This window comes from Rhizorhabdus wittichii (assembly GCF_017607425.1).
GTDB lineage: Bacteria > Pseudomonadota > Alphaproteobacteria > Sphingomonadales > Sphingomonadaceae > Rhizorhabdus > Rhizorhabdus wittichii.
The window spans coordinates 1,976,803-2,001,062 of record NZ_CP059319.1; the positions used below are offsets into that span (position 1 = coordinate 1,976,803).

28 protein-coding genes are annotated in these 24,260 nt (G+C 67.6%); 7 read left to right on the top strand and 21 right to left on the bottom strand.

Features of this window, described 5'->3' with window-relative positions; all coding sequences use genetic code 11:
• Window positions 1-25: 25 nt before the first annotated feature.
• The 5 genes from HRJ34_RS09305 to HRJ34_RS09325 form a co-directional block, all read right to left on the bottom strand.
• On the bottom strand, window positions 26-934 hold the full coding sequence (locus HRJ34_RS09305; protein WP_208633935.1) for a YbgF trimerization domain-containing protein: 909 nt from the start codon (window positions 932-934) through the stop codon (window positions 26-28).
• Window positions 935-992: 58 nt separating this feature from the next.
• Window positions 993-1,925: a helix-turn-helix domain-containing protein gene (locus tag HRJ34_RS09310; protein ID WP_012050680.1), complete on the bottom strand. Its 933-nt coding sequence runs from the start codon at window positions 1,923-1,925 to the stop codon at window positions 993-995.
• A gap of 114 nt (window positions 1,926-2,039) precedes the next feature.
• The gene (gene ptsP, locus HRJ34_RS09315; RefSeq protein ID WP_012050679.1) at window positions 2,040-4,319 is read right to left on the bottom strand and encodes a phosphoenolpyruvate--protein phosphotransferase; all 2,280 of its coding nucleotides are present in this window, start codon (window positions 4,317-4,319) and stop codon (window positions 2,040-2,042) included.
• 98 nt (window positions 4,320-4,417) lie between these two features.
• The gene (locus tag HRJ34_RS09320) at window positions 4,418-5,434 is read right to left on the bottom strand and encodes an NAD(P)H-dependent flavin oxidoreductase (protein ID WP_208633937.1); all 1,017 of its coding nucleotides are present in this window, start codon (window positions 5,432-5,434) and stop codon (window positions 4,418-4,420) included.
• Window positions 5,434-6,690, bottom strand: a complete 1,257-nt coding sequence (locus tag HRJ34_RS09325; RefSeq protein WP_012050677.1) for an aspartate kinase — start codon at window positions 6,688-6,690, stop codon at window positions 5,434-5,436. Before HRJ34_RS09325 ends, HRJ34_RS09320 begins: the two co-directional genes overlap by 1 nt.
• 184 nt (window positions 6,691-6,874) lie before the next feature.
• Between HRJ34_RS09325 and ubiG the strand changes: the two genes are divergently transcribed.
• Genes ubiG through HRJ34_RS09340 form a run of 3 tightly spaced genes read left to right on the top strand, consistent with a single transcriptional unit; the run spans window position 6,875 to window position 9,155 of the window.
• A complete protein-coding gene (gene ubiG, locus HRJ34_RS09330) occupies window positions 6,875-7,609 on the top strand; it encodes a bifunctional 2-polyprenyl-6-hydroxyphenol methylase/3-demethylubiquinol 3-O-methyltransferase UbiG (protein ID WP_030091586.1) in 735 nt (244 codons plus the stop codon).
• On the top strand, window positions 7,606-8,355 hold the full coding sequence (locus HRJ34_RS09335) for a class I SAM-dependent methyltransferase (protein ID WP_030091587.1): 750 nt from the start codon (window positions 7,606-7,608) through the stop codon (window positions 8,353-8,355). The genes ubiG and HRJ34_RS09335 overlap by 4 nt, the downstream gene beginning before the upstream one ends.
• Window positions 8,352-9,155 carry an NUDIX hydrolase gene (locus HRJ34_RS09340; protein WP_208633938.1) on the top strand — a complete coding sequence of 268 codons (804 nt, stop codon included), beginning with the start codon at window positions 8,352-8,354 and terminating at the stop codon, window positions 9,153-9,155. The genes HRJ34_RS09335 and HRJ34_RS09340 overlap by 4 nt, the downstream gene beginning before the upstream one ends.
• On the opposite strand, the gene HRJ34_RS09345 is transcribed toward HRJ34_RS09340, so the two are convergent.
• From HRJ34_RS09345 to HRJ34_RS09355, 3 genes are all read right to left on the bottom strand, one after another.
• The gene (locus HRJ34_RS09345) at window positions 9,071-9,955 is read right to left on the bottom strand and encodes a class I mannose-6-phosphate isomerase (protein WP_029993408.1); all 885 of its coding nucleotides are present in this window, start codon (window positions 9,953-9,955) and stop codon (window positions 9,071-9,073) included. The two genes, HRJ34_RS09340 and HRJ34_RS09345, sit on opposite strands and share 85 nt — an antisense overlap.
• Before the next feature lie 182 nt (window positions 9,956-10,137).
• Window positions 10,138-10,686: a hypothetical protein gene (locus HRJ34_RS09350; protein ID WP_012050672.1), complete on the bottom strand. Its 549-nt coding sequence runs from the start codon at window positions 10,684-10,686 to the stop codon at window positions 10,138-10,140.
• Window positions 10,687-10,936: 250 nt separating this feature from the next.
• Window positions 10,937-11,194 carry a hypothetical protein gene (locus HRJ34_RS09355; protein WP_012050671.1) on the bottom strand — a complete coding sequence of 86 codons (258 nt, stop codon included), beginning with the start codon at window positions 11,192-11,194 and terminating at the stop codon, window positions 10,937-10,939.
• A gap of 217 nt (window positions 11,195-11,411) precedes the next feature.
• Here HRJ34_RS09355 and HRJ34_RS09360 point away from each other — a divergent pair, with 217 nt between their 5' ends.
• From HRJ34_RS09360 to HRJ34_RS09370, 3 genes are read left to right on the top strand one after another with little or no spacing between them, the layout of a single operon-like run.
• Window positions 11,412-12,353 carry a FliH/SctL family protein gene (locus HRJ34_RS09360; protein ID WP_208633939.1) on the top strand — a complete coding sequence of 314 codons (942 nt, stop codon included), beginning with the start codon at window positions 11,412-11,414 and terminating at the stop codon, window positions 12,351-12,353.
• On the top strand, window positions 12,289-13,110 hold the full coding sequence (locus HRJ34_RS09365) for a sensor histidine kinase (protein WP_016747304.1): 822 nt from the start codon (window positions 12,289-12,291) through the stop codon (window positions 13,108-13,110). Before HRJ34_RS09360 ends, HRJ34_RS09365 begins: the two co-directional genes overlap by 65 nt.
• Window positions 13,100-13,837 (top strand): LytR/AlgR family response regulator transcription factor, encoded by a 738-nt coding sequence (locus HRJ34_RS09370; RefSeq protein ID WP_012050669.1) that lies wholly within the window; start codon window positions 13,100-13,102, stop codon window positions 13,835-13,837. The genes HRJ34_RS09365 and HRJ34_RS09370 overlap by 11 nt, the downstream gene beginning before the upstream one ends.
• A 12-nt stretch (window positions 13,838-13,849) precedes the next feature.
• Here the strand turns inward: HRJ34_RS09370 and leuB are convergent, their stop codons facing one another.
• The 6 genes from leuB to HRJ34_RS09400 form a co-directional block, all read right to left on the bottom strand.
• On the bottom strand, window positions 13,850-14,890 hold the full coding sequence (gene leuB, locus HRJ34_RS09375; protein ID WP_012050668.1) for a 3-isopropylmalate dehydrogenase: 1,041 nt from the start codon (window positions 14,888-14,890) through the stop codon (window positions 13,850-13,852).
• 71 nt (window positions 14,891-14,961) lie between these two features.
• A complete protein-coding gene (gene recO / locus HRJ34_RS09380; RefSeq protein ID WP_208633940.1) occupies window positions 14,962-15,693 on the bottom strand; it encodes a DNA repair protein RecO in 732 nt (243 codons plus the stop codon).
• Window positions 15,694-15,742: 49 nt separating this feature from the next.
• Window positions 15,743-16,708: a polysaccharide deacetylase family protein gene (locus HRJ34_RS09385; protein WP_208633941.1), complete on the bottom strand. Its 966-nt coding sequence runs from the start codon at window positions 16,706-16,708 to the stop codon at window positions 15,743-15,745.
• Window positions 16,708-18,636, bottom strand: coding sequence for an excinuclease ABC subunit UvrC (gene uvrC, locus HRJ34_RS09390; RefSeq protein ID WP_030091593.1), 1,929 nt, complete (start codon window positions 18,634-18,636; stop codon window positions 16,708-16,710). Before uvrC ends, HRJ34_RS09385 begins: the two co-directional genes overlap by 1 nt.
• Window positions 18,637-18,701: 65 nt before the next feature.
• Entirely contained in the window at window positions 18,702-18,965 is a 264-nt protein-coding gene (locus tag HRJ34_RS09395; RefSeq protein ID WP_016747314.1) for a hypothetical protein, read from the bottom strand.
• A 55-nt stretch (window positions 18,966-19,020) separates the two neighbouring features.
• Entirely contained in the window at window positions 19,021-19,461 is a 441-nt protein-coding gene (locus tag HRJ34_RS09400; protein WP_012050663.1) for a MarR family winged helix-turn-helix transcriptional regulator, read from the bottom strand.
• 66 nt (window positions 19,462-19,527) lie between these two features.
• Here HRJ34_RS09400 and HRJ34_RS09405 point away from each other — a divergent pair, with 66 nt between their 5' ends.
• Complete coding sequence (locus HRJ34_RS09405; RefSeq protein ID WP_208633942.1) at window positions 19,528-20,268, top strand: DUF899 domain-containing protein; 741 nt, start codon at window positions 19,528-19,530, stop codon at window positions 20,266-20,268.
• Between the two features lie 161 nt (window positions 20,269-20,429).
• On the opposite strand, the gene HRJ34_RS09410 is transcribed toward HRJ34_RS09405, so the two are convergent.
• From HRJ34_RS09410 to HRJ34_RS09440, 7 genes are all read right to left on the bottom strand, one after another.
• Window positions 20,430-21,047 carry an ATP synthase subunit B gene (locus HRJ34_RS09410; protein WP_012050660.1) on the bottom strand — a complete coding sequence of 206 codons (618 nt, stop codon included), beginning with the start codon at window positions 21,045-21,047 and terminating at the stop codon, window positions 20,430-20,432.
• A gap of 13 nt (window positions 21,048-21,060) precedes the next feature.
• On the bottom strand, window positions 21,061-21,552 hold the full coding sequence (locus HRJ34_RS09415) for a F0F1 ATP synthase subunit B family protein (protein WP_029993403.1): 492 nt from the start codon (window positions 21,550-21,552) through the stop codon (window positions 21,061-21,063).
• Between the two features lie 62 nt (window positions 21,553-21,614).
• On the bottom strand, window positions 21,615-21,842 hold the full coding sequence (locus tag HRJ34_RS09420; protein ID WP_012050658.1) for a F0F1 ATP synthase subunit C: 228 nt from the start codon (window positions 21,840-21,842) through the stop codon (window positions 21,615-21,617).
• Window positions 21,843-21,888: 46 nt separating this feature from the next.
• On the bottom strand, window positions 21,889-22,674 hold the full coding sequence (locus HRJ34_RS09425) for a F0F1 ATP synthase subunit A (RefSeq protein ID WP_012050657.1): 786 nt from the start codon (window positions 22,672-22,674) through the stop codon (window positions 21,889-21,891).
• A 39-nt stretch (window positions 22,675-22,713) separates the two neighbouring features.
• Window positions 22,714-23,034: an AtpZ/AtpI family protein gene (locus HRJ34_RS09430; RefSeq protein ID WP_012050656.1), complete on the bottom strand. Its 321-nt coding sequence runs from the start codon at window positions 23,032-23,034 to the stop codon at window positions 22,714-22,716.
• Between the two features lie 259 nt (window positions 23,035-23,293).
• On the bottom strand, window positions 23,294-23,644 hold the full coding sequence (locus tag HRJ34_RS09435; protein ID WP_148218836.1) for a hypothetical protein: 351 nt from the start codon (window positions 23,642-23,644) through the stop codon (window positions 23,294-23,296).
• A gap of 4 nt (window positions 23,645-23,648) precedes the next feature.
• Window positions 23,649-24,098, bottom strand: a complete 450-nt coding sequence (locus tag HRJ34_RS09440) for a hypothetical protein (RefSeq protein WP_148218835.1) — start codon at window positions 24,096-24,098, stop codon at window positions 23,649-23,651.
• Window positions 24,099-24,260: the final 162 nt, after the last annotated feature.

The following is a 24,260-nucleotide window of genomic DNA, read 5'->3' on the forward strand; positions in this document are numbered from 1 at the left end:
CGATAGAAGGTGGTTCAGCCAAGCCTTACTTGCACTTGGCATCGGCCCTTCCCTTGGCGACCATCTCGGCGAGCGGGCCGGACACCTTGTCGGGATATTTCGCCTGCAGCACGTCATAGGCCTGGCAGGCCTTGTCGAACAACGGCGGCTTCCGCTTCATCAGCGCCTCGGCCATGAAGACGTAGCTGTGGGGCGCCCGCTCGCCGTCCTCGATCTTGGTGTTCTCGAAAAACTCGCGGATCGCGTCGTTATACTGGCCGTTGTCCAGATAGGCGCGCCCGGCGAGGTTGCGGGCGTAGCTGGCATATTTGTTCTTGGGATATTTGGCGTACATCGCCTTCAGCGCGGCGACCGCGTCGGGATATTTCTTCTGCATCCAGAGGTCGTAGCCCGCCATATAGGCATCCTTGCCCGGATCGCCGCTCAACGTGGCCGCGGGCGCGGGCGCCGCCGGAGCGGGAGCCGCCGCCGCGCCGCTGGCCGCGCCCTTCGGGGGAGGCGGGACGACATAGGGGAGGTTGCCGCCGGCCGCCGCGCCGGCCGGTGCCGGCGGCGTCTTGCCTTCGAGCACGTTCAGCCGATAGTCGGCGTCGCCCTTCATCTTGGCGAACTGATCCTCCAGCTTGCGCAGATTATAGCTGTTCTGCTCGACTTGGCCGGTGAGCTGGGCCAGCGCCTTCTCCAGCGCGTCGACCCGCCGGGTCAGGTCGGTCACGACGGAATCGGCCGGGGAGCCGGCCGGCGTCGCCGGCACGACCTGCGGCTTGATCTCGGGCTCGAAATATTGCTGGGCCCCGCCGGGGAAGACCTTGCGCTGCACGGCCTTCATTTCCTTCTCCAGCTTGTCGACCCGCTTGTCGACCGGCAGCGATTGCTGGGCGATCGCCGGAGCGGCGGCGGAGAGGAGCAGGATGGCGAAGATCGCCTTCTTCATGATCGGTAATTCCCCGTGATCGTTACGCTTCGATAATGCCGCGCGAAGGCGGCCCGGATCAAGGCCGCGGGCGGCGATCCGAGTCACTGGCCGGTCCAGCCGTGTCCGCGCGGCCCGCCGCCGGGTCGTAGATCGGCGGAACGCTGCGGAAAGCATCCGGGACGGCGCCCGCATCGCTGGCGTTGGCCGCGCCGTCCGCCGGCATGGCGGCGTCGGGCTTCGCGGTGGCGATCGCGACGAGCGCGTCGCGCTTGAGGCTGTAGGCGCGGACGAGGCGGTCCGGCTCGCCCACCGGCGGCAGCTCGGTCGTGCCGATCAGCACCTTGAGCGACTGCGGCCGGCCGGTGCGCAGGATCGGATCGACCGCGTCGTCGGGCAGGGTGAAGCTCTGCCCGGCCGCCAGCACGTTCATGAAATAGGTCCTGGCGCCTTCGCGTTCGGACAGCTTGATCCAGACGTCCTCGCTGGCGGCGACGCTGATCGGGCCGGTCGGGACGGCGGGCTGCGCCGGAACGGCGGCCGGCGGCGGCGGGCGGCGGGCCGGGACCGGACGGATGTCCTGCACCGTGTCGGCGGCGAGCTTGGCGAGATCGCTGCTGTCGCCTTCGAAGCGGAGCAGCAGATACCCCATGCCGAGCAGCAGCGCGACGCCGAGCGCGATCATCGCCAGCAGCCGCGACGGCACCCGGGTCGGATCGACCGGCTCATAGGCCTCGGGCTCGAAATGGGCCCGCTGCTCGCCCCCGATCTGGTCGCGGAAGGCGCGCGACAAGGCCTGGCCGTCGAGGCCCAGCATGTTGGCGTAGCTCTTCACGAAGCCGGTCGAATAGGGCAGCGCCGGCAGGTTGCCATGCTCGCCCTTCTCGATCGCGTCGAGATGGCGGAGCGGGATGCGGGTACGCGCGGCGACGTCGCTCAGGTCCAGCTTCTGCCGAGCGCGTTCAGCGGCGAGCTGCTCGCCGACATTGCGGGAATCCGCGCCTTCACTCATCGCGCCCTTCTCCACGCTCCGGAGCGATCAGGCAAGCAAGCAATCGTCGAACCCAACAGCATTCGCGCCTCAGACGTAACGTTTCCCCGTCACGTCAACGGTCTGCCGCGCATTTCAGGCGACCGCAACCCCATTGCTCTCCGCCCAGGCGGCCAGATCGCCGCGCAGGGTGCGGAGCGGCCGGCCGAGGAAGCCGTCCATCGCTTCGCGCAGCGCCTTCGCGTCGAGCGAACGGATCATCGCCTTGACCGGCCCGACCGCCGCCGGCGTGATCGAGAGGCGATCGATCCCGAGGCCGATCAGCGCCATCGCTTCCAACGGACGACCACCCATCTCACCGCACACGCCGATCGGCACGCCCGCCGCGCGCGTCTGCCGCGTCACCCGGCCGATGAAGCGCAGGATCGCGGGGCTCAGCCAGTCGTACCGCTCGGCCAGCTTGGGATTGGCGCGGTCGGCGGCGAACAGGAACTGGGTCAGGTCGTTGGTGCCGATCGACAGGAAATCGAGCCTGGGCAGCAGCATGTCGAGGCTCTCGGCGAGCGCCGGCACCTCGAGCATCGTGCCGTAGCGGATCGCATTGGGGACGCCCCGGCCATGATCGTGGATCCATTTGCGCTGCGCATCGAACAGCGCGACGGCCTCCTCGAACTCCCACGGTTCCGACACCATCGGGAACATGACGTTGAGGGTCCGGCCCGCCGCCGCCTCGATCAGCGCGCGCGCCTGGACCTTCATCAGCGCGTCGCGTTCGAGGCCGAGGCGGATGGCGCGCCAGCCAAGGGCGGGATTCTCCTCGTCCGCATCGTCGCCCGCCTTGAGATAGGGCAGGGCCTTGTCGCCGCCGATGTCGACCGTGCGGAAGATCACCGGCCGGTCGCCCGCGGCATCCAGAACGTCGCGATAGAGGCGGAGCTGGCGCTCGCGCTGCGGCAGGGTGGCGGAGACCAGGAACTGGAATTCGGTGCGGAACAGGCCGATGCCGTCGGCGCCGGTGACGTCGAGCGCGGCCATGTCGTCGCGCAGGCCGGCATTGACCATCAGCTCGATGCGCAGGTCGTCGCGGGTCCGGGCGGGCAGGTCGCGCATCGCCGCGAATTCGGCGCGGCGCTTCTGCCCGACCATCATCTTGGCCTCGAAGGCCTCCTCCATGGTCGCATTGGCGCGGACGACGACCGAGCCGGCGGTGCCGTCGAGCAGCAGCGTGTCGCCTTCGCCGATCATCCGGCGGACATCCTTGACCCGGCCCAGCACCGGCACGCCCATCGCCCGCGCGACGATCGTGACATGAGCGGTGAGCGAGCCTTCCTCGAGCACCACGCCCTTGAGCCGGCGACGATCATATTCGAGCAGCTCGGCGGGACCGAGGTTGCGCGCGATCAGGATCGAATCATGGCGCAGGCCGAGCTGCGCCGCCGTGCCGAGCTGGCCGGAGACGATGCGGAGCAGGCGGTTGGAGAGGTCCTCCAGGTCGTGCATCCGGTCGGCGAGCAGCGGATCGCCGATCTCGCGCATCCGCATGCGGGTGCGCTGCTGGACGCGCTCGATCGCCGCCTCGGCGGTCAGGCCGCTGTCGATCGCCTCGTTGATCCGCCGGATCCAGCCCTCGTCATAGGCGAACATCTTGTACATCGCGAGGACGTCCTGATGCTCGCCGCCCGCGCCGAAATCGGCCTCGCGGGTCATCCGCTCGATCTGGTCGCGCATCTTCGAGAAGGCGGAGATGACGCGGTGGCGCTCGACCTCGATATCCTCGGCGACGGTATGCTCGATCTCGATGCGCGGCTGGTGATAGACCGCCCTGCCCCGCGCCATCCCCTCGACCAGCTTGAGGCCGGCGAGGCGCACCGCCCCATTGTCGCGCGTGCCCTTCGAACCGGGGACGCCCTCGTCGATCAGGCCGGCGCCGGCGATCAGCTCGGCCAGCACCATCGCGACGGTCTGCAGCGCCTCGATCTCGACATCGTCGAACCGGCGCTGGTCGCGATGCTGGACGGCGAGCACGCCGACCGCACGCTCTCGCCGGACGATCGGCACGCCCGCGAAGCTGTGGAACAGCTCCTCGCCCGTCTCGGGCTTGTAGGCGAAATCGGGGTGGCTGGTCGCCTCGTCGAGGTTGAGCGTCTCGACATTCTGCGCGATCGTCCCGACCAGGCCCTCGCCGAGCGCCAGCTTGGTGACGTGGACGGCGCCCTGCTTCAGGCCGCGGGTGGCGAACAGCTCCAGCGCGCCGTCGCGCAGCAGGTAGACCGAGCAGACCTCGGTATCGAGCGCCTCGCCGATGATCTGGACGACCTGGTTGAGCTTGGTCTGCGCAGCCGAGCGTGACGCCATGACGTCATGCAGGCGCGTCAATATCTCACGCGCGGCGGAGGTTGCTGTCAGCGGTGCCATTGCTTCGCCCGCTATCAGAAAGAGGGGCGGGATTCCAACGATGGAATCCTTAATGGCGAAGAAGCTGCTCCAATCCGGTCGTCAACCGAGCCGGAAGATCAGGCCGCGCGCTGCTCCAGCGCCGCCGACGCCTCGCCGATCAGGGTCGCGACGATGTCGGCGAGCGGCTCTTCCTTCGTGACCATGCCGACCGACTGGCCCGCCATCACCGAGCCATGCTCGACATCGCCGTCGATCACCGCGCGGCGGAGCGCGCCGGCCCAGTAATGCTCGATCTGGAGCTGGGCCTCGGCCATCTCGACCTTGCCCTCGTCGAGGAGCTGGGCGACTTCGCGCTGCTTGGCGGTGAACAGCTCGGACGAGGCGTTGCGCAGCGCGCGGACCGGGATGACCGGCAGGCGCGGGTCGATCTGGACGCTGGTGATCGCATCACGCGCCGAGGCGCGGATGAACGCCCTCTTGAAGTTCGGATGCGCGATCGATTCGGCGGCACAAACGAAGCGGGTACCGAGCTGGACGCCCGCGGCGCCCATCTCCAGATAGCCGGCGATCGCCTCGCCCCGGCCGATCCCGCCGGCGACGAACACCGGCAGCTCGCCGGCAACGACCGGCAATATCTCCTGCGCCAGCACCGAGGTCGAGACCGGGCCGATATGGCCGCCAGCCTCCATGCCCTCGATCACCAGCGCGTCGATGCCCGAACGGATCAGCTTCTTCGCCAGTGCGAGCGCCGGGGCGAAGCAGATGACCTTCGCGCCCGCGGCCTTGATCCGCTCGATCGCGCCGCCCGGCGGCAGGCCGCCGGCCAGCACGACATGACCGACGCCATGCTTCGCGCAGACCTCGATCAGGTCGGTGAGCTGCGGGTGCATGGTGATCAGGTTGACGCCGAACGGCTTCGCGGTCAGCGCCCTGGTGCCCGCGATCTCGGCATCGAGCAGCTCGGGCGTCATCGCGCCGCACGCGATCACGCCGAAGCAGCCGGCATTCGACATGGCGGCGACGAGGTTCCGTTCGGAAACCCAGCTCATCGCCCCGCCGAGGATCGCATAGTCGCTGCCCAGCAGGGCCGCGCCGCGCTCCATCAGGGCGGCGAGTCGGGCACCGCCGCTCATCAAGCGGCATCCTCCGCGTCGAGGCCATAGGCGGTGTGGAGGACGCGGACGGCGAGCTCGGTATAGTCCTCGTTGATCAGGACCGAGACCTTGATCTCCGACGTGGTGATCGCGAGCACGTTGATGCCGCGCGCGGCGAGCGCGTCGAACATCTTCGACGCGACGCCCGCATGGCTGCGCATGCCGACGCCGACGACCGAGATCTTGGCGACGTTGGTGTCGTGGATCAGCTTCTCATAGCCGATCGTGCCGCGCTCGCGCTCCAGCACGTCGAGCGAACGGGCCAGCTCGGCGGTCGGCACGGTGAAGGTCACGTCGGTCGAGCCGGTGTCGTGCGCGACGTTCTGGACGATCATGTCGACATTGATGTTGGCATCGGCGAGCGGCGCGAAGATCGAGGCGACGGCGCCCGGACGGTCGGGAACGGCGGTCAGCGTGACCTTCGTCTCGTTCTTGTCATAGGCGATGCCGGTGATGAGCTGGCGTTCCATGGTGGTTCCTTCGATTTCTTCCTCGCCGACGATCATGGTGCCGGGCGTGGGATTGTCGGTCGGCTGGTCGAACGAGGAGAGCACCTGAAGGCGCACCTTCTCCTTCATCGCGAGGCCCACCGAGCGGGTCTGCAGCACCTTGGCGCCGACCGAAGCGAGCTCCAGCATCTCCTCATAGGTGACCTTGGCCAGCTTGCGGGCCTTGGGCACGATGCGCGGATCGGTGGTGTAGACGCCGTCGACGTCGGTGTAGATGTCGCAGCGGTCCGCCTTCATCGCGGCGGCGACCGCGACGGCCGAAGTGTCCGAGCCGCCACGGCCCAGCGTCGTCACGCGATCGTCGCCGGTCATGCCCTGGAAGCCGGGGATGACGGCAACCTCGCCGGCGGCCATCGCCTTGCCGATCGCTTCCGAATTGATCGTCTCGATCCGGGCCGAGGCATGGGCGTCGCTGGTGCGGATCGGAAGCTGCCAGCCGAGCCAGCTGCGCGCCTTCACGCCCAGCGACTGGAGGACGATCGCCAGCAGGCCGCTGGTCACCTGCTCGCCCGAGGCGACGACCACGTCATATTCGCGCGGATCGTAGAGCGGCGACGCCTCGCGACAGAAATTGACGAGCCGGTCGGTCTCGCCCGACATCGCCGAGACGACGACCGCGACCTCGTTGCCCAGCTCGACCTCATGTTTGACGCGGTTCGCCACGTTGCGAATTCGCTCGATCCCCGCCATCGAGGTTCCGCCGAATTTCATAACGATGCGCGCCATTGCCTGTCGTCTGTCCCAAAGAGGCCGAGAAAGCCGGAAAAGCCATCCGACATTGATCCAAGGATCAATGTCGCACCATTTGAACAGAGCCTGATTCACGCTTTCGGTGGAAGCGCCAAGCGCTTCCACCTCGAACGATCAGGCTCTGGGCTCAAGGGCGCGGCCCTGATAGAGAGGGGGCGCAATGAACGCAAGCGCACAACAGCATGGCTCGGTGGTCGCCGAGGAAGCCGCCCATTTCGGAAAGCTCGCCGCGGAATGGTGGGACCCCAAGGGGTCCTCGGCGATGCTGCACAAGCTCAATCCGCCGCGCCTGCGCCACATCCGCGCGACGATCGAGGCGCAGTGGGGAATCGGGCCCGAGATGCTGCGCCCGCTGACGGGCCGGCGCGCGGCCGACGTCGGCTGCGGCGCGGGCCTGCTCGCCGAGCCGCTGGCGCGGATGGGCGCGGCGGTGACGGGAATCGACGCCGCGCCGGAGAATGTCGCGGTCGCCCGCCACCATGCGGAGAAGCAGGGGCTGACGATCGACTATCGCGCCGGCGGGGTCGAGGCGCTGGCGGGCGAGAGCTTCGACCTCGTCACCTCGATGGAGGTGATCGAGCATGTCGCCGATCCCGCCGCCTTCGTCGCCCGGCTCGCCGGGTTGCTCGCCCCGGACGGGATCATGATCCTGTCGACGCCCAACCGGACGCCGCTGTCGAAGCTGGCGATGATCACCGTCGCCGAGGGACTGGGGATGGTGCCGAAGGGCACGCACGACTGGCGCAAATTCGTGACGCCCGAGGAACTGGCCGCGCATGTCGAGGCGGCCGGCCTGCGCGTGATCGATCGCAAGGGCCTCGGCTTCTCGCCGGCCGCCGGCTTCCACCTCAGCGACAATCTGGCGCTCGACTATTTCCTGACCGCGATCCGGTGAGCGCGTTCAAGGATCATTTCTCGTCGCACGCCGCGGCCTATGCCGCCTATCGTCCGGCCTATCCGCCGGAGTTGGCGGCATGGCTGGGCATTGTAGCACCCGCTACAAAAACAGCGCTCGACGTCGGCTGCGGGTCGGGACAGCTCTCGCTCCAACTCGCCGGGCATTTCGACAGGGTGATCGCGACCGACCCGAGCGCGCAGCAGATCGCCAGCGCCACCCCGCATCCCGGGATCGACTATCGCGTCGCCTCGGCCGAGGCGAGCGGCCTGCCGGACGGATCGGTCGACCTGATCACCGCCGCCCAGGCCGCGCACTGGTTCGACCTGCCCGCCTTCTTCGCCGAGACCGCGCGGCTGCTGCGTCCCGGCGGCGTCGTCGCGCTGATCAGCTATGCCGGCATGGCACCGCAGGGAGAGGTCGAGGCGATCGTCGAGCGCTTCCGGGTCGAGACGCTGGCCGAGCATTGGCCGCCAGAGCGCGCGCTGGTCGAGAACGGCTATCGCGACATCCACCTCCCCTTCGATCCGATCGAGGCACCCGCCTTCTCGATCGAGGTGCGCTGGCCGCTCGCCGCGCTGATCGGCTATCTCGACACCTGGTCGGCGGTGCGCGCGCTCGAACGCGGCACCGGCCGCGCGCCGTTCGACGCGGTCGTGGCCGATCTCACCAGGGCCTGGGGCGATCCGGCGGATATCCGCACGATCCGCTGGCCCCTGACCATCCTTGCTGGACGAAATTCATGACCCGTAAGCTTCCGCCGGCCATCCCGGCCGCCACCATCATCCTGCTGCGCGACCGGCCCGGCGCGCTGCCCGAGATCCCGATGATCGGGCGCGGCGCGCATCTCAGCTTCGCCGCCAGCCGGATGGTCTTCCCGGGCGGCAGGGTCGATCCCGACGACCACAGTTTCGCCGGCCGGCCCGAGCTGCTGGTCGAAGGCCCGGCGATCGATCCCGACGACCTCGCCCACCGCATCACCGCGATCCGCGAGACGATCGAGGAGATCGGGCTGGCGCCCGGCCTCGTCGGCCTCGACGACGCCGACCGGCTGGCGGCGATCCGCGCGGCGCTGCACGGCGGCGACCCGCTGAGCGCGATCGTGGAGCGGCACGGGCTGCGGATCGATCCGCACGGCATCCACCCCTTCGCCCGCTGGCGGCCCGACCATGAGCTGTCGCGCCGCTTCGACACGCGCTTCTACATCGCGCGCGCGCCCGACCTGGGCGAGGCCCGCGCCGACGGCAGCGAGAGCAGCCACCTGGTCTGGGCGACCGCCGAGCAGCATCTGGCGAACAGGGCGCTGATCTTCCCGACGATCCGCAATCTCGAACGGATCGGACAGGCCGAGGATTTCGACGGCGCGGTGGCGCTGGCCGGCCGCTATCCGATCGACATGGTCACGCCGTGGATCGAGACCCGCGCGGGGGAGCATTTCCTCTGCATCCCCGACACGCTCGGCTATCCGGTGACGGCGGCCCCGCTGGCCGAGGTCGACCGCGATTCCGATCCCAACAACCCATTGATCACCCTCAACCCCGGATAAGCGGCGTAAAGGGTGCTGCCGGGCGCGATGTCGATCGCCGCGGCGCCCTCGACGATCACCGTGTCGCCCAGTTCGATCGCCTTGCCGTCGATCGAGGCGCTGCCCGCGACCGGCATCACCCAGATCGTCGCGCTGCCCGGAGCGATGACGAAGCCGCCCGCCATGGTCCAGCGCTCGAGCACGAACTTGCGCCGGTCGGCGAGGACCGTGCGGCCGGGACCGAGCTCGCGCGGTTCGGCGGGATCGGCGAAAGGGCCGAAATCGGCCACCGCCATCGCCTCGTCGAGATGCAGCTCGCGCGCCGAGCCATAGTCGTAGAAGCGGTAGGTGAGGTCGAGATTCTGCTGCACCTCGACGAGGCGGAGTCCCTTGCCGATCGCGTGGATCGTGCCGGCCGGCGAGTAGATCACCTCCCCGGCGCGGACCGGCTTCCAGTCGAGCATGTCCTCGATCGAACCGTCGAGCGCCGCGGCGCGGACAGCGCCGGGCTCCATCGGCTCGCGCAGGCCGAGGGCGATCGTCGAATCGGGCTCGGCCGACAGGATGATCCAGGCCTCGTCCTTGCCGCGCGCGAAGCCGCGCGCCTGCGCCGCCGCATCGTCGGGATGGACCTGCACCGACAGCCGCTCGCTGGTGAACAGATATTTGACGAGCAGCTCGCGCGGGCGGGCCGACGGATCGTCGTACCAGATTTCCCCCACCGCCGGCCGGTCGGCCGGCTGATCCGGGAACAGCGGCGCGAGATCATGCCGGCCCCACGGCTTTTCGACCCGATGGTTGGCGAGGATGGTGGCCGGCAAATCACGTCTCCCGATACCTGGGGATAAGCTAGAACCCGATCGCCGGGGGAGGAAGCGCGAAGCGCCTCCACCGACGGCGAGAATCAGGCTCTATATCCGATAAACGGGAGAAGGGTTCCGCGAGGATGTAAAATCATTCCGGCGGGGCAGCCCCGAAGCCGCCCGCCGGAACGACGGATCGGTCAGTTCGGCAGGCGGGCTTCGACCTTGTCGACCCATTCCGGGTAGAAGACCGGCTCGCGGTTCGACCAGCCGGGGGCGGTCGCGGCCGCCTCGCTGATCGACTGGAGGAGGATGCGCCGCTTCTCCGGATGGAGATGGGGCAGCGCCGCCGCCGCGCAGAAGGCACCGGGCAGCCACGGCCGGACATGGGCGCCGATCAGCCGCTCGTAGAGGAAGCGGTAGGCGCCGAAGCCGGTGAGGCGGTCCTGCCCCAGGTCGAAGGCGGTGACGGTGATGAGCGGGGCGAGGAAGGGCTCGATCGCGTCGAGGCCGCTGTCGTCGGGAACGAGCTCGCGGATATGGTCGAGGCGGCTGTAGACGCGCGCCTGCGCCATGATGCTGGCGGATTCGACCACGTCGCGCGACCAGCGCGCGAGCGCATCCTCCCGCCCCAGACCGACGTCGAGCGATCGACGGATGTAACGCTGTGTCGAGGCGGGGAAGCTGGCGAACTCCTTCATCTCCGCCAGGGTCATCGCGCCGTCCGCAGGTCTCATATGCGTGCCCATATCAAACCCCCTAACTGGAAGCCTGACAGGGATCATGCGTCCAACAGGGTTTACGGACGCTTAAGCCCTTGTAAGGCTTCTGTTCAGGATCGAATCACGTTCGCTGCTGCAACGCAACGCGCAATCGCGGCGGGAGTCCGCCAAGCCTCAATATTCTGTGGATAATTTTCCGACGGGCCCTTGTGGCGTCACAATAGAAAGACGCGCGGCGAAACCTCGCCGCGCGCCCGAACGATCGCCCGGCCGTCGCTTATTCCTTGCCGGCCATCCGGGCCTTCCGCTTCTCCGCTTCCTCGTCATAGCCGGACGACGGAGGCGGGTCCTTGCCCTTGCCGGGCTGGGTGTTCGACGGCGCGTCCGAGGTGGGAAAGCTCTCGTCGAGGGCGACGTCGAGCTTGGCGTCCTCGTCGCTCGGGTTGCGCGCGAGCTTGCGGTCGTCGGTGGCATCGTGCGCCGTCCGAATATGCGGCGTGCCACGTTTCTCGTTGTCGAAAACATCCGTGGTCATGGCCTTGATCCTCTGCCAGTGTCGGGGTGATTCAACGCCCGGTGGATGCGGCTGTTCCGAGCCGCCGCCAGCGGCCGGAAGCTGAACTTTCGATGAACGGCATGGGGCGCTCGACCAACGTCACGACCGCGGAGGAGCATATTTACACCCTTGATCATATATAGGCGGAATGACTTTGAACCATGATGGCCATCGCGGAACCGGGGTAAGTCCCCGCGTGGCCCTGCTCTCGATCGTCGCCTTCTGGCTGGTCTATTTCGCCATCGCGACGATCCGGTCCTACATGATCGATTTCGGTCACCAGACCGAGATGATGGCGGCGCGCGCCTTCGTCACGATCGGATCGATGATCGCGACCTACATCGTCTACCTGGCGATGCGGCCGCTGACCGGCAAGTCGCTGGCGGTCAACGTGACCGCGGTGGCGCTGCTCGCGGCGCCGGCGGCGATCGCCTACAGCTCGATGAACTGGATCGCCTTCCGCCAGTTCGACAAGCAGGTCGAGGCCGAGAAGGCGCGCGAGACGGCGTCGCGCAAGATCGTGATCGACGACCGCAGCGTCGCCGCGGCGCGCGAGCAGGCGCAGGTCGCCATCGCCGCCGCGCGCGACGCGATCCGCGAGGCGACCGAACAGGCCAAGGCCGCCGCCGAAGCCAAGGCGGCGGCGCAGCGCGAGGCGGCCGAGCGCGAGGCCGAGGTTCGAAGCGAGATCGAAAGGGCGCAGCGCGAGGCCAGCCAGAACGTCCGCGACGCCACGCAGGAAGCGGAGCAGGCGCGCCGCGAGGCGCAGCGCGAGGCCGACAGGGCCCGGCGCGACGCCTATCGCAGCCAGCGCGAAGCCTATGTCGAGGCGATGGCCGACTATAAGGAGGGGCTGCGCGAGGCCAGGCAGGCCGTCGAGGAAGCCCGCCGCCACGGCGTGAACATCGACATCGACAGCATCCTGGCGACGTCCCGCGCCTGCCGACGCCGCCGACGCCCCTGCGCCGCCACGCCGTCTGCCAGCGCGGCTGAAGGCGCCGCCATCGCCGCCGGCCCCGCCCCGCGCGCCGGTCAGGATCGAGATCCCCAAGCCGATCACCATCCCGACCCCGGTGATCAGCGAGCCGACCCCCGGCACGGTGATGATCCAGGTCGGCCCACCGACCGAGCCCTATGACAAGAAGAAGGAGGTCGGCGTCGTCAGCCAGATCGCCGACCAGGCGCTCAACGGCTATTTCTTCTTCGCGGCGTGGGGCGCGCTGTTCCTCGCGCTCAGCTATGCCGCCGCGGTGCGATCGGCCGAGCGGGAGGCCGCCGGCTATCGCGCCGCCGCCCGCGACGCCGAGCTGCGGGCGCTGCGCTACCAGGTCAATCCGCACTTCCTGTTCAACACGCTCAACTCGCTGTCGACGCTGATCCTGAAGGACCATCGCGACGAGGCGGAGAAGATGATCCTCAACCTGTCGACCTTCTTCCGCACCAGCCTGACCGCCGATCCGACCGAGGACGTGGTGCTGGCCGAGGAGATCAGGTTGCAGCGCCTCTACCTCGACATCGAGGCGATCCGCTTCCCCGACCGGCTGATCGTCGACATCAGGGTGCCGCAGGAGCTGACCGACGCGCGCGTGCCCTGCCTGATCCTCCAGCCGCTGGTCGAGAATGCGATCAAATATGGCGTCTCGCGCGCGAAGCGGCCGGTCACGCTGCTGATCACCGCCCGCCAGGATTCGGAAGGGCTGGTGCTGAGCGTCGAGGACGACGGCGAGCCGCTGGGCGAGGACCAGCAGCTGCGCGGCACCGGCGTCGGACTGAAGAACGTCGCCGACCGGCTGAAGGCGCGCTTCGGCGGCGATGCCGCCTGTCGCTACGGGCCGCTTCCCAATGGTGGTTTTGGCGTGACGCTTTTCATGCCATTGATCAGGGATGACGTCTGATTCACCGATAAGAACCCTCGTCGTCGACGATGAGCCGCTCGCTATCGAACGTCTCCAGATCCTGTGCGCGCGCGAGCCGATGATCGACCTGGTCGGCACCGCTTCCGACGGCGAGGCGGCGCTGCGGCTGATCGAGGCGCTCCAGCCCGAGATGCTGCTGCTCGACATCGCCATGCCGGGACTGGACGGGATCGGCGTCGCCAAGGCGATCGAGAAGGCCGAGCAGCGCCCGGCGATCATCTTCTGCACCGCCTTCGACCAATATGCGGTGACGGCGTTCGACCTGTCGGCGACCGACTATCTGCTGAAGCCGGTCGCGCAGGACCGGCTGGCGCGCGCGGTCTCGCGCGTGGTCGAGCGGCGGCGCGAGCCGGCCGACGAGCGGCCGGCATCCGAATATGCGCAGGAATTCTGGGTGCCACACCGATCGGAGATGATCCGGGTGGCGGCGCAGGACATCGACCGGATCGAGGCGGAGCGCGACTATATGCGCCTGCACCTGGGCCAGCGCAGCTTCCTGCTGCACCAGACGATCACCGAGCTCGAACGGCGGCTCGACCCGGCCAACTTCATCCGCCTGCACCGATCGACGATCGTCCGGCGCGACCGCATCGCCCGGCTGAGCCATGACGGCATGGGCGTCTGGCATGCGGTCCTGACCGACGAGGAACGCATCCGCATCGGCCGGACCTACCTGCCCGCCGCCCGCGCCCTGATGGGGCGCTGAGCGGCGAATGGATCAGAGCGCCGCGAGGACCGCGTCGCCCATCTGAGTGGTGGTGAGCTTGCCGCCGAGATCGGGCGTGCGCGCACCCTTTTCGAGCGCGGTGGCGACGGCGGCCTCGATCCGGTCGGCCTCGGCCGACAGGCCGAGCGAATAGCGCAGCATCATCGCCGCCGACAGGATCGTCGCGAGCGGATTGGCCTTGCCCTGCCCGGCGATGTCGGGGGCCGAACCGTGGATCGGCTCGTAGAGCCCCTTCTGGCTGGCGTCGAGCGAGGCCGAGGGCAGCATGCCGATCGACCCGGCGCACATCGACGCCTGGTCCGACAGGATGTCGCCGAACAGGTTGCCGGTGACGATGACGTCGAACTGGCCGGGATTGCGCACGAGCTGCATCGCGGCGTTGTCGACATACATGTGGCTGAGCTCGATGTCGGGGAACTCGGCCGACACCTCGATCACCACGTCGCGCCAGAGCTGCGAGGTCTCCAGCACATTGGCCTTGTCGACCGAGCAGAGCTTGCCGCGCCGGGCGCGCGCCGTCTCGAAGCCGACGCGGGCGATGCGGGCGACCTCGTCCTCGTCATAGGACATGACGTCATAGCCCTCGCGGCGGCCCGAGGCGGTCTTGCGCATGCCCTTCTCGCCGAAATAGACGTCGCCGTTGAGCTCGCGGATGATCACCATGTCGATCGCGCCGGCGACCTCGGGGCGCAGCGCGGAAGCGTCGGCCAGTTCCTTGAACAGCGTCGCCGGGCGGAGATTGGCGAACAGGCCCAGTTCCTTGCGAAGCCCGAGGATCGCCTGCTCGGGACGCAAATGGCGTTCGAGCCGGTCGCAATCGGGATCGCCCACCGCGCCGAACAGGATCGCCTTGGCGCGCTTCGCCAGGTCGAGCGTGGCGGGCGGCAGCGGGTGGCCCTCGGCCTTGTAGGCGGCCCCGCCGACCGGCGCGGTCTCGAAGCGGAGCTGGTCGGTGACGCGATCGAGGACGCGGACCGTCTCGGCGATGACTTCGGGACCGATGCCGTCCCCCGGCAGCAAGGCAATCAACATGGCGAACCTTTCTCAAGCAATCGTCGCCCGCCCCCTGCCCTGCCCCGCGCGCCCGTGCAATGCGTTTGTCGTCAAGCCAGCCTTCCGATCCTGTCGACCAGCCGCTGGCGCGCGTCGAGCGCATCGGCCCGCTGGTCGACGAGGATGTCGCGCGCCAGGAAATGGCCGGTCAGCCGCATCCCGTCGACGATGTCGGACCAGTCGCTGTCGGCCGAGGGATCGACCAGGAAGGCCGGCAGCGGCAGCAGCCGGGCGGCATAGGGCTCGCCCGCCGCCCGCGACACCGCCCCGCCGCTCTTCGGGCTGACATAGGCAAGGTCGTCGCGCGCGCCGGTCGCGGCGCAGGCCGACAGGTCGAGCGCATAGCCGAGGTCGGCCATCAGCATCAGCTCGTAGCGGACGGCAGCCGCCGCCCAGCCGCGCGCCGAGGGGGCATATTCGATCGCGGCCAGCACCGCATCGAGCGCCTCGTAGAGCCGGGCATGCGGCTGCCCCTCGGCCAGCGACGCGGCGGTGAGGCTCGACAGCCAGTCGATCGCCGCCGCCGCCAGCGGCTCGGCGAGCAGGCCGGCGCGGCTGTGCGACAGTTCGACCGTCAGGCCGGGAAGCTGCTCGGCGGTACGCGCGCGGAACTCGGCCTCGACGAGATTGCCGGCAACGAGCACCGGCCGCAGCCGGCGCGACCGGCCGCCGCGGACATAGCCGGCGAGCAGGCCGTGGTCCGGGGTCAGCGCGCGGACGATGGCGCCATGCTCCCCATGCGCGCGCATCGCGCAGATGATGGCGGGGGTGCGGACCTGCATGGCGGGGTTCAACCGTGGATCGGCGCCGGGCGCAAGCTCGGGCAGCCGGTCAGGCGCCGCGCTCCTCGACCTGATCGGACCAGAGCCGCTCGATCAGCCGGCCCATGCGGCGCAGCCCGGCGGGAGGCAGCGGCGCCGAGGACCGGTCGAGGGGCAGATCGTCCAGCTCGGTGAAGAAGGCGGTGGGAAAGCGTTTCCGCTCCTTCGACAGGAAGGCGCAGAGGTCCTCGAAGCGCTTCGCATGGACCTTGTTCGGCGCGGTGCCGGCGCGGTTGGCCAGTTCGCCGCTGCCGGTGACGATGGTGACGATGGGCTGTCGCTGATCGGCGGCATGGAGGATCGCCGCCTTGATCTCGCCGAGCGACAGCGCGCAGATGCGCAGCGCGAGCGGGCCGCCGCTGCCGCCGATCACCGTCACCGGCACCTCGACCACGCCCTGATGCAGAACCGGCGCGATCTGTTCGCGCGGGAGGCTGATCGCGCTCGGCCAGGGATGATGCTGGCCGTCATGGCTGCTGTCGAAGCGGAAGCCGAGATCGGCCAGCACGCGCAGGCTGTCGTCATCGGCGGCATGGTCGCCGGCGCGGAAGGCGATCGGATCGGGCGCCCCGGCCTCCATCAGCAAATCGCGGGCGCGCCGGATCAGCTCGTGCTGGGCGCCGCGATCATGACCGGCCAGATAGGGTTCGCCGCTCTCCCCGGCCCAGCACGGCTGGAGAAGGAGCTGCACCTCCTGCCCCGCTTCGAGGATCGGCTCGACCATGCTCCGGACCGGCTCGATCCCGAAGGCGCAGGCGGGCATCGGATCGACGAAGAAGCAGGCCTTGAGCGCATATTGGGCGAGGATGCGGAGCTGATGGCGGACGCCGACGCCCGCCGCCTCGTAGGAGCGCCGATAGGCCTCCTCCCAGCGCGCGCCTTCGGGGCCCGGGGGCCAGGCCAGCGCGGTGTCGACGGTCAGCAGGACGCGCGTCTCCGGCTCCGTCGATGCCGGGGAGATCGGGGGCGCCACCATCAGCCGCCCGCGTGGAAATGGTCGTGGATCGCCCGCGCCATGGCGCTCGAAACGCCGGGCGCGCGTTCGAGATCCTCGAGCGAGGCCGCGCGGACCGCGCGCGCCGTGCCGAAATGCATCAGCAGCGCCTTCTTGCGCGCGGGGCCGATGCCGGGAACGTCGTCGAGCGGGCTCTTGGTGAAACTGGCCGCCCGCTTGGTGCGGTGCGCGCCGATCGCGAAACGATGCGCCTCGTCGCGCAGCCGCTGGAGATGGAACAGCAACGGCGAATTGGGCGGCAGCATCGCCTCGCGTCCGCCGGGCAGGTGGAAATGCTCGCGCCCCGCATTGCGGTCGGGCCCCTTCGAGATGCCGACGACGGGAACGTCCTGCACGCCCATCTCCTCCAGCACTTCGCACACCGCGCCGAGCTGTCCCTTGCCGCCGTCGATCAGCAGCAGGTCCGGCCATTCGCCGCTGCGCCGTTCGGGGTCCTCCTTCTCGAGCCGCGCGAAGCGGCGTTCGAGCACCTCGCGCATCATCGCGAAGTCGTCGCCGGGGGCGGTTTCGGGCCGCTTGATGTTGAACTTGCGATAGCTGCCCTTCCGGAACCCCTCGGGCCCGGCGACGATCATCGCGCCGACCATGTTGGTGCCCATGATGTGGCTGTTGTCGTACACCTCGATCCGGTCGGGCGGCCCTTCCAGCTCGAACAGGTCGGCCATCTCCTGGAAGATGCGGCCCTGGGTGGTGGATTCGGCGAGCCGGCGGTCGAGCGCCTCGCGGGCGTTGCGGCGCGCCTGCTCCATCAGCTTGCGCTGCTCGCCGCGCTGGGGGACCTTGATCTGCACCTTGCGGCCGGCGCGTTCGCCGAGCGCCTGGGCGAGCAGCTCGGCCTCGGCCGGCTCGCCGCCGACGAGGACGAGGCGCGGCGGCGGCACCTCCTCGTAGAACTGCATCAGGAAGCTGGCGAGCACCTCCGGCTCGGGCACGTCGGCGGTGTGCGCGGGGAAGAAGGCGCGGTGGCCCCAATTCTGCCCGCCACGGATGAAGAAGGCCTGGATGCAGACCGTGCCCGCCTTGCAATCGAGCGCGAAGACGTCGGCATCGGCGACGCCTTCCGCGTTGATCGCCTGGCTGCCCTGGATGAAGGTCAGCGCGCGCAGCCGGTCGCGATAGACGGCGGCGAGCTCATAATCCATCGCCTCGGCGGCGGCGCTCATCGCCTCGCCCAGCTTCTTCTGCACCTGGGTCGACTTGCCGGTGAGGAAAGCCTTGGAGTCGTCGACCAGCTCGGCATAGTCGGCCTCGTCGATCCGGCCGACGCAGGGCGCCGAGCAGCGCTTGATCTGGTAGAGCAGGCAGGGCCGGTCGCGATTGGCGAAGAAGCTGTCGGTGCAGGAGCGCAGCAGGAACAGCTTCTGCAGCGCGTTGAGCGTCCGCGTCACCGATCCGGCGCTGGCGAAGGGACCGAAATACTGCCCCTTGGCGCGCCGCGCGCCGCGATGCTTCTGGATGCGCGGAAAGGCGTGGTCCTCGCGCAGCAGGATGAAGGGGAAGCTTTTGTCGTCGCGCAGCAGGACGTTGTAGGGCGGCCGATAGCGCTTGATGAGCTGCGCCTCGAGCAGTAGCGCCTCGGCTTCGCTGTTGGTGGTGACGATCGTCATCGACCGGGTCTGCGCGACCATGCGGCTGAGCCGCTTGGGCAGGCGCGCCACCTGCGTATAGTTGGCGACGCGGTTCTTGAGCGCGCGCGCCTTGCCGACATAGAGCACGTCGCCGCGCGCATCCTGCATCCGGTAGACGCCGGGCCGCGCCGGCAGCGTCTTCAGCACGTTGCGGATCGCGGCGACGCCAGCCTCCAGATCGGGCGCGTCGGTGCCGCGCACCGTATAGACGCTCTTCTCCTCGTTGAACCGGTCGTTCTGGATCGTATCGCTCACCGGCATGATCTAGGATGGGAGAAGGGCCGTCGCAACGCCGCGCGAACGCTTATCCCCATCAACGATGCCGATCAGGCGGGCAGCAGGCCCATCACCGCATCCGGCCGGCTGATCCCCGCCGCGAGCAGCAGCAGCACCGCGATCGCGCCCCGCACCACGCCCGAGGGCGCGATCGCCGCGAGCGGCCCGTCGGGACGGCTCCACAGCAGCGGCAACGCCAGCAGGCCCGACAGCAGCATGGCCCAGACGAGCATATCCGGCAGGGCGTCGGTCAGGTGCGCGCGCACCCCGCCCAGCAGCATCAGCCATGCCCAGATCCAGCCGATAGCACCCATGATCGGCGCTTTAGCCGGCGCGGGTGTCGAAATCGTAAATGCGCCGCCTTGGCGATCAGACGATCGTGCCGAGATCGCGCCGCAGCCGATCGACGTCGACGCCGACCATCGACCGTTCGACCGCCGCATGGGTATCGCGCCAGATCGGCATCGCCTCGGCCAGCAGCGCCTCCCCGTCCGGGGTCAGCAGGATGTTGCGGCCGCGGCGATCGGCCGGGTCGACGACGATCGTCGCCAGCCCGCGCCGTTCGAGCGGCTTGAGCGCCGCGGTCAGGGTGGTCCGGTCCATGCCGAGCAGCTCGGCAACGACGCCGATCGTCGGCGCCTGCGGCCGGTTGAGCGACATCAGCAGAGAGAATTGCTGGTTGGTCAGTCCGACCGGGCGCAGCGCCTCGTCGAACCGCCGCGCCAGCACCCGCGCCGCGCGCTGGGCATGGAGACACAGGCAATGATCGCGGACGTGCAGCGTGGTGTCGAACGGGACCGGCTTTGACATGAAAGCACTATGTTGATATCAACATTATAAATCAAGACAATCCGTAGGAAGCGAGGAGACCGTGCCATGGTCGATCATGCCGTCGTATCGCGCGAGGAATGGCTGCGCGCCCGCCGCGTCCTGCTGGCCAAGGAGCGGGAGGCGACCCATCTGCGCGACGCGGTGAACGCGGCGCGGCTGGCCCTGCCCTGGGTCCGGGTCGACGAGAGCTACAGCTTCGACACGCCGGACGGCGAGCGCAGCCTGGCCGAGTTGTTCGACGGCCGGTCGCAACTCGTCGTCTATCATTTCATGCTGGGCCCCGACTGGACGGCAGGCTGCCCCGGCTGTTCATTCCTGGCCGATCATTTCGATGGGGCCCTGCCCCACCTCAATCATCACGACGTGACGCTGGTCGCGGTGTCGCGCGGGCCGCTGGCAGCGATCGAGGCCTATCGGCAGCGGATGGGGTGGCGCTTTCCCTGGGTGTCGTCGGCGGGCAGCGACTTCAACTTCGACTATGGGGTATCCTTCCCGGACGAGCAGCTCGCGAGCGGGCAGGTCGACTATAATTACGAGGCGATGGAGGTCGGCGAGCGCGGCGGCGACCATGAGGAATCGCCGGGGCTCAGCGCCTTCTTCAAGGACGCGGACGGCGCCGTCTACCATAGCTATTCGAGCTATGCCCGCGGCTTCGAGGAGTTGATCGGAACGCTGATGATCCTCGACCGCGCTCCCAAGGGGCGCAACGAGGACGGCACGATGAGCTTCGTGCGGCGCCACGACGATTATGAGGACGTGCCCAAGGCAACTTGCTGCGCCCATTGAGAGCCGGGGTATTCGGCCGCGATCGAAGCCCATCGCTTTCCCATCCCCCCGTCATTCCCGCGAAAGCGGGAATGACGAAAGGGGGGTGCTTCGAACCCGGCCGAAACAGAAAAGGCCCGCCGATCGCTCGGCGGGCCTTTTCGTCTTTCCGGTCGGACCGCTTAGAAGCGGGCGTTCCCCAAGGCGTCGATGGCGCCGTCGATCAGGGCCTTGTCCGCCTTGGCATTGTTGCGCTCGGCGATCAGGGCACCGGCCGCGGCGGCGGCGGCGCTCGCCGCCTTGGCGCGAACCTCGGCGACCGCGCCACGCTCGGCGGCGGCGATCTTGTCCTCGGCCATCTTGCCGCGACGCTCGATCAACGCGGTCGCGTCGACGCGCGCCTGGCTGACGATCGCCTCGGCCTCGGACCGGGCATGCGCCAGCATCTCTTCGGCTTCCTTGGCGGCGGCCTTCGCCTTCGCCTCATATTCGGCCTTGAGCTTCTCGGCATCGGCGCGGAGCGCCGCGGCCTCGTCGAGATTGGCGCGGATCGAGGCGATCTTCTTGTCGAGCGACGCGCCGATGACCGACGGCACCTTCTTCCAGAGCAGGAGGAGGATGACGATGACCATCGCCAGCGACACCCAGGCCGTGGCGGTCATGCCGAGCGCGGTCGGATCGACATGATGCTCCTCGGTGCCCGCGGCGGCGTGGCCGGCGCTGACATTCTCGGGCAAACCTTCGAGCGAGGCGGCGTCGGCGAGGTTGTCGGCGACCAGGGTGGAGGCGTTTACAGACATTCGACGTCTCCGTTCAGGCGGCCAGCGCGGACTTGACCGCGCCTGCGGCGGCGGCCTTGTCGACCTCGATGCCCGAAACCTTGGCGACGATCTCCTGCGCGGCCTCGGCAGCCACGGTCTCGATCTCGGCCAGCGCCTTGGCCTGCGCCGCCTTCAACGCGGCATCGGCCTCGGCCGCCTTGGCGGCAAGCGCCTCGTCGGCCGTCTTGACGCGCTTCTCCGCCTCGGCGGTCGCCGCCGACTTGGCGTCCTGCGTCGCCTTCAGCGCGGCGGCGCGGGCTTCCTCGATCCGGGCCCGATAGGCCGCTTCGGTCTCGTCGGCCGCGCCGCGAGCGGCCTCGGCGGCGGCGAGATCGGAGGCGATCTTCTGGTCGCGCGCGTCGACGGTGGCTTCGATCTTCGGCAGCATCCCCTTCCCGATCACGAAATAGATCAGGCCGAAGACAACCAGCAGCCAGAAGATCTGCGAAGCGTAGGTCGCGGCGATCTGGGCGATCTGAGGCATCGATACTTCCTGTTGTCGTTGCAGTCCGGGGGGCCGGCGCGAACCGGCCCCGCAACCAACTGTTAGGCGACGAACAGCAGGATCATCGCGACGACGAACGCCAGCAGGCCGAGAAGCTCGGCAGCGGCGAAGCCGATGAAGAGGCGGCCCTGCTGGCCGTCGGCAGCGGCCGGGTTGCGCAGCGCGGACTCGAGGAACGAGCCGAACACGTTGCCCACGCCCAGCGCGGCCATGCCCACGCCGATGGCGGCCAGACCGGCACCGATCAGCTTTGCGGCTTCTGCGTCCATGATAAACTCCTTAGCGTTGAACAGGTTGATAGTGTTGCAGTGAAACTCAGTGCAGGTTGATCGCGTCGTTGAGGTACAGCGACGTCAGCAGCGCGAACACATAGGCCTGGATGGCGCACACCAGCAGTTCGAGCAGGGTGATGCCGATCATCAGGATGAAGCTGGGGATCGAGACGATCGCGACGGTCAGCGCGCCGGCGTTGATGCCGTTGATCACGAAGCCGGCGAGCACCTTCATCAGGATGTGCCCCGCGGTCATCGCGACGAACAGTCGCAGGCCCAGCGAAAAGGGACGGATGAGGAAGGAGAACAGCTCGATGACGAAGATCATCGGGATCATGTAGCCGGGCGTGCCGTGCGGCACGAACAGCGAGAAGAAATGGAAGCCGTGGCGCCAGAAGCCGACGACCAGCACGATCGAGAAGCTGATCACGGCGAGCACGCCGGTGACCGTCAGGTGGCTGGTCACGGTGAAGGGGTGAACGCCGACGACGCCGGTGGGCATCATGCCCATGATGTTCGCGATCAGGATGAACATGAACAGCGAGAAGACATAGGGGGTGAACTTCTTGCCCTCGGGTCCGATGTTCGTCGCCATCATGCCGGCGACGAAGCCGGTGAAGCTCTCCACCGCGGCCTGCCAGCGGCCGGGGACCAGATCGCGCTTCATGCCGCCGATCATGAAGATCAGCAGCGCCGCGAGCGTCACCACCATCCACATCGCCGAGTTGGTGAAAGCGATGTTATGGCCTGCAATCGACCAGCCCTGACCGAACAGCGGTTCGATCATGAACTGGTGCATCGGATCGATCTTGCCCGATTCGGCTGCCACGCTTGCCTTACCCCTGCTTATGCCAAAAGCGTCCGGAAGCTATTCCGGGCGCTCCTGAGAAATCCGTATGATGTTCCTGAAGGCGACCGCGATTCCGAGGAACAGCATCACCAAAAGGAGCCAGGGCTTGGTCCCGAGCCAGCGATCGAAGCACCAGCCCAGCAGACTTCCGCCGACAATACCCGCGATCAGTTCGGCCAGCACGCGGTTGCCCTGGGAATATCCCTTCTCGGGCTTCTTGTGCACGCTCGCCGTTCTGACCTTTTCGGCATGCTGGGCCGCCTGCAACCGCTCATCGAGCGATGTAAGACGCTGATCCCCCACGCTTTCCGGGTCCTGCCCGGGATCATTTGCCGCCATGCCGAATCCCTTCCTCGTCGCGGAAAGGCTGCGTCATGCCGACGAGCGACCCCGCCAAGGCGAGGCCCCTTTAGGAAGGGGGGTCCCCCGAGTCAACAACGGTGAGGGAGGAGGAGATGAAAGGAGATCGCCGCCACGCGCCATTGGCGGCGCGAACGCCACATCGGCGACAAGTCACCCAATCAGTTCACCAAACCGATCCACGCGCCTGAAAAGAAGAGGCGCCAGAGGTCGCGCGCAGCTCCATCCGACGGGTCGATCAATTCAAAAAGCGCACCCACAGACCAGAAAAAAACAGCAATTGAAACCCTATATAAGCCGCCGGAGCCATCCACATGTTACGACTGTTTCGCAAACCCAGCCAAAGCAAACTCGCAATGATATAATATAATATAAAATTACAAGCTGCTGAAATATAGAATATTTTCAATAATTCATGAATGGGTACAGAGCCATCCACATTACCAGAAAACAGAAAATAAAAAGGATAAACAGTCAAAACTGGTATCGCTAGAAAATATACCTTCAAAATCAAAACAAGTAGCGCGCATACCGCCGCCACGATGACTCCCAACACCCCGCCAATTGAAGAATATCGTAGATAGGACATATTGCTATTTGATCCAAGGCCTCTGTGTTTCGATAAAGCCGTTTGGCCAAAAGGCCGGCGCCGTATCCACACCCCCATCCTTCATTCTGGCCCGCACCCAACTCAGACAGTTATTCAGGAACAGATTATATTCATCGGCAGCATGTTCGGCCATAGATTGGCGGATCGCTGCTTCCTGAGCGGGCGTGGTTGGCAGCCGGTAGGAGCGATGTGGCCTACTCATATCATCTCGCCGAATTTCGCCGGGAACGAACCCAGTGGCAGAACCTACACCCGGCTCAACAGGATAAAAACCCGTAGATGGATTATCGCCGACAGCGATACCTGCATGCCCGAAACCACCCGCCATATCTGAAAAGACATTTACAGTAGTGTCGGCGAGTTTGACCCCAGACAGATCACGACGCGAACCATAATATCCACCGGGATATTGGATACCCAGCACATCGAGCATTTTCTGGACCTGCTCATCGCGCGATGGCCTTGTATCCGCCGGAAGCCCTCGAAGCATGCGACTTTATCTCCTCTCATCGTCCAGCTTTATGCTGACCCGATTTTCATACCGAGCAACGGAGAAAAAGGGCGATTACGTATTTCACAAACCATGTGGTAAAAC

Bases quoted from the DNA above. Each gene is read 5' to 3' on its own strand.
- HRJ34_RS09430 (WP_012050656.1), bottom strand. From the start codon at position 23,034: ATGGCGGCAAATGATCCCGGGCAGGACCCGGAAAGCGTGGGGGATCAG.
- HRJ34_RS09340 (WP_208633938.1), top strand. From the start codon at position 8,352: ATGACCCGTAAGCTTCCGCCGGCCATCCCGGCCGCCACCATCATCCTG.
- HRJ34_RS09350 (WP_012050672.1), bottom strand. From the start codon at position 10,686: ATGGGCACGCATATGAGACCTGCGGACGGCGCGATGACCCTGGCGGAG.
- HRJ34_RS09320 (WP_208633937.1), bottom strand. From the start codon at position 5,434: ATGAGCGGCGGTGCCCGACTCGCCGCCCTGATGGAGCGCGGCGCGGCC.
- HRJ34_RS09355 (WP_012050671.1), bottom strand. From the start codon at position 11,194: ATGACCACGGATGTTTTCGACAACGAGAAACGTGGCACGCCGCATATT.
- HRJ34_RS09400 (WP_012050663.1), bottom strand. From the start codon at position 19,461: ATGTCAAAGCCGGTCCCGTTCGACACCACGCTGCACGTCCGCGATCAT.
- HRJ34_RS09420 (WP_012050658.1), bottom strand. From the start codon at position 21,842: ATGGACGCAGAAGCCGCAAAGCTGATCGGTGCCGGTCTGGCCGCCATC.
- HRJ34_RS09415 (WP_029993403.1), bottom strand. From the start codon at position 21,552: ATGCCTCAGATCGCCCAGATCGCCGCGACCTACGCTTCGCAGATCTTC.
- HRJ34_RS09410 (WP_012050660.1), bottom strand. From the start codon at position 21,047: ATGTCTGTAAACGCCTCCACCCTGGTCGCCGACAACCTCGCCGACGCC.
- HRJ34_RS09395 (WP_016747314.1), bottom strand. From the start codon at position 18,965: ATGGGTGCTATCGGCTGGATCTGGGCATGGCTGATGCTGCTGGGCGGG.
- HRJ34_RS09325 (WP_012050677.1), bottom strand. From the start codon at position 6,690: ATGGCGCGCATCGTTATGAAATTCGGCGGAACCTCGATGGCGGGGATC.
- HRJ34_RS09405 (WP_208633942.1), top strand. From the start codon at position 19,528: ATGGTCGATCATGCCGTCGTATCGCGCGAGGAATGGCTGCGCGCCCGC.
- HRJ34_RS09305 (WP_208633935.1), bottom strand. From the start codon at position 934: ATGAAGAAGGCGATCTTCGCCATCCTGCTCCTCTCCGCCGCCGCTCCG.
- recO (WP_208633940.1), bottom strand. From the start codon at position 15,693: ATGCAGGTCCGCACCCCCGCCATCATCTGCGCGATGCGCGCGCATGGG.
- ubiG (WP_030091586.1), top strand. From the start codon at position 6,875: ATGAACGCAAGCGCACAACAGCATGGCTCGGTGGTCGCCGAGGAAGCC.
- HRJ34_RS09435 (WP_148218836.1), bottom strand. From the start codon at position 23,644: ATGTCCTATCTACGATATTCTTCAATTGGCGGGGTGTTGGGAGTCATC.
- HRJ34_RS09370 (WP_012050669.1), top strand. From the start codon at position 13,100: ATGACGTCTGATTCACCGATAAGAACCCTCGTCGTCGACGATGAGCCG.
- HRJ34_RS09385 (WP_208633941.1), bottom strand. From the start codon at position 16,708: ATGGTGGCGCCCCCGATCTCCCCGGCATCGACGGAGCCGGAGACGCGC.
- HRJ34_RS09310 (WP_012050680.1), bottom strand. From the start codon at position 1,925: ATGAGTGAAGGCGCGGATTCCCGCAATGTCGGCGAGCAGCTCGCCGCT.
- HRJ34_RS09440 (WP_148218835.1), bottom strand. From the start codon at position 24,098: ATGCTCGATGTGCTGGGTATCCAATATCCCGGTGGATATTATGGTTCG.
- ptsP (WP_012050679.1), bottom strand. From the start codon at position 4,319: ATGGCACCGCTGACAGCAACCTCCGCCGCGCGTGAGATATTGACGCGC.
- uvrC (WP_030091593.1), bottom strand. From the start codon at position 18,636: ATGCCGGTGAGCGATACGATCCAGAACGACCGGTTCAACGAGGAGAAG.
- leuB (WP_012050668.1), bottom strand. From the start codon at position 14,890: ATGTTGATTGCCTTGCTGCCGGGGGACGGCATCGGTCCCGAAGTCATC.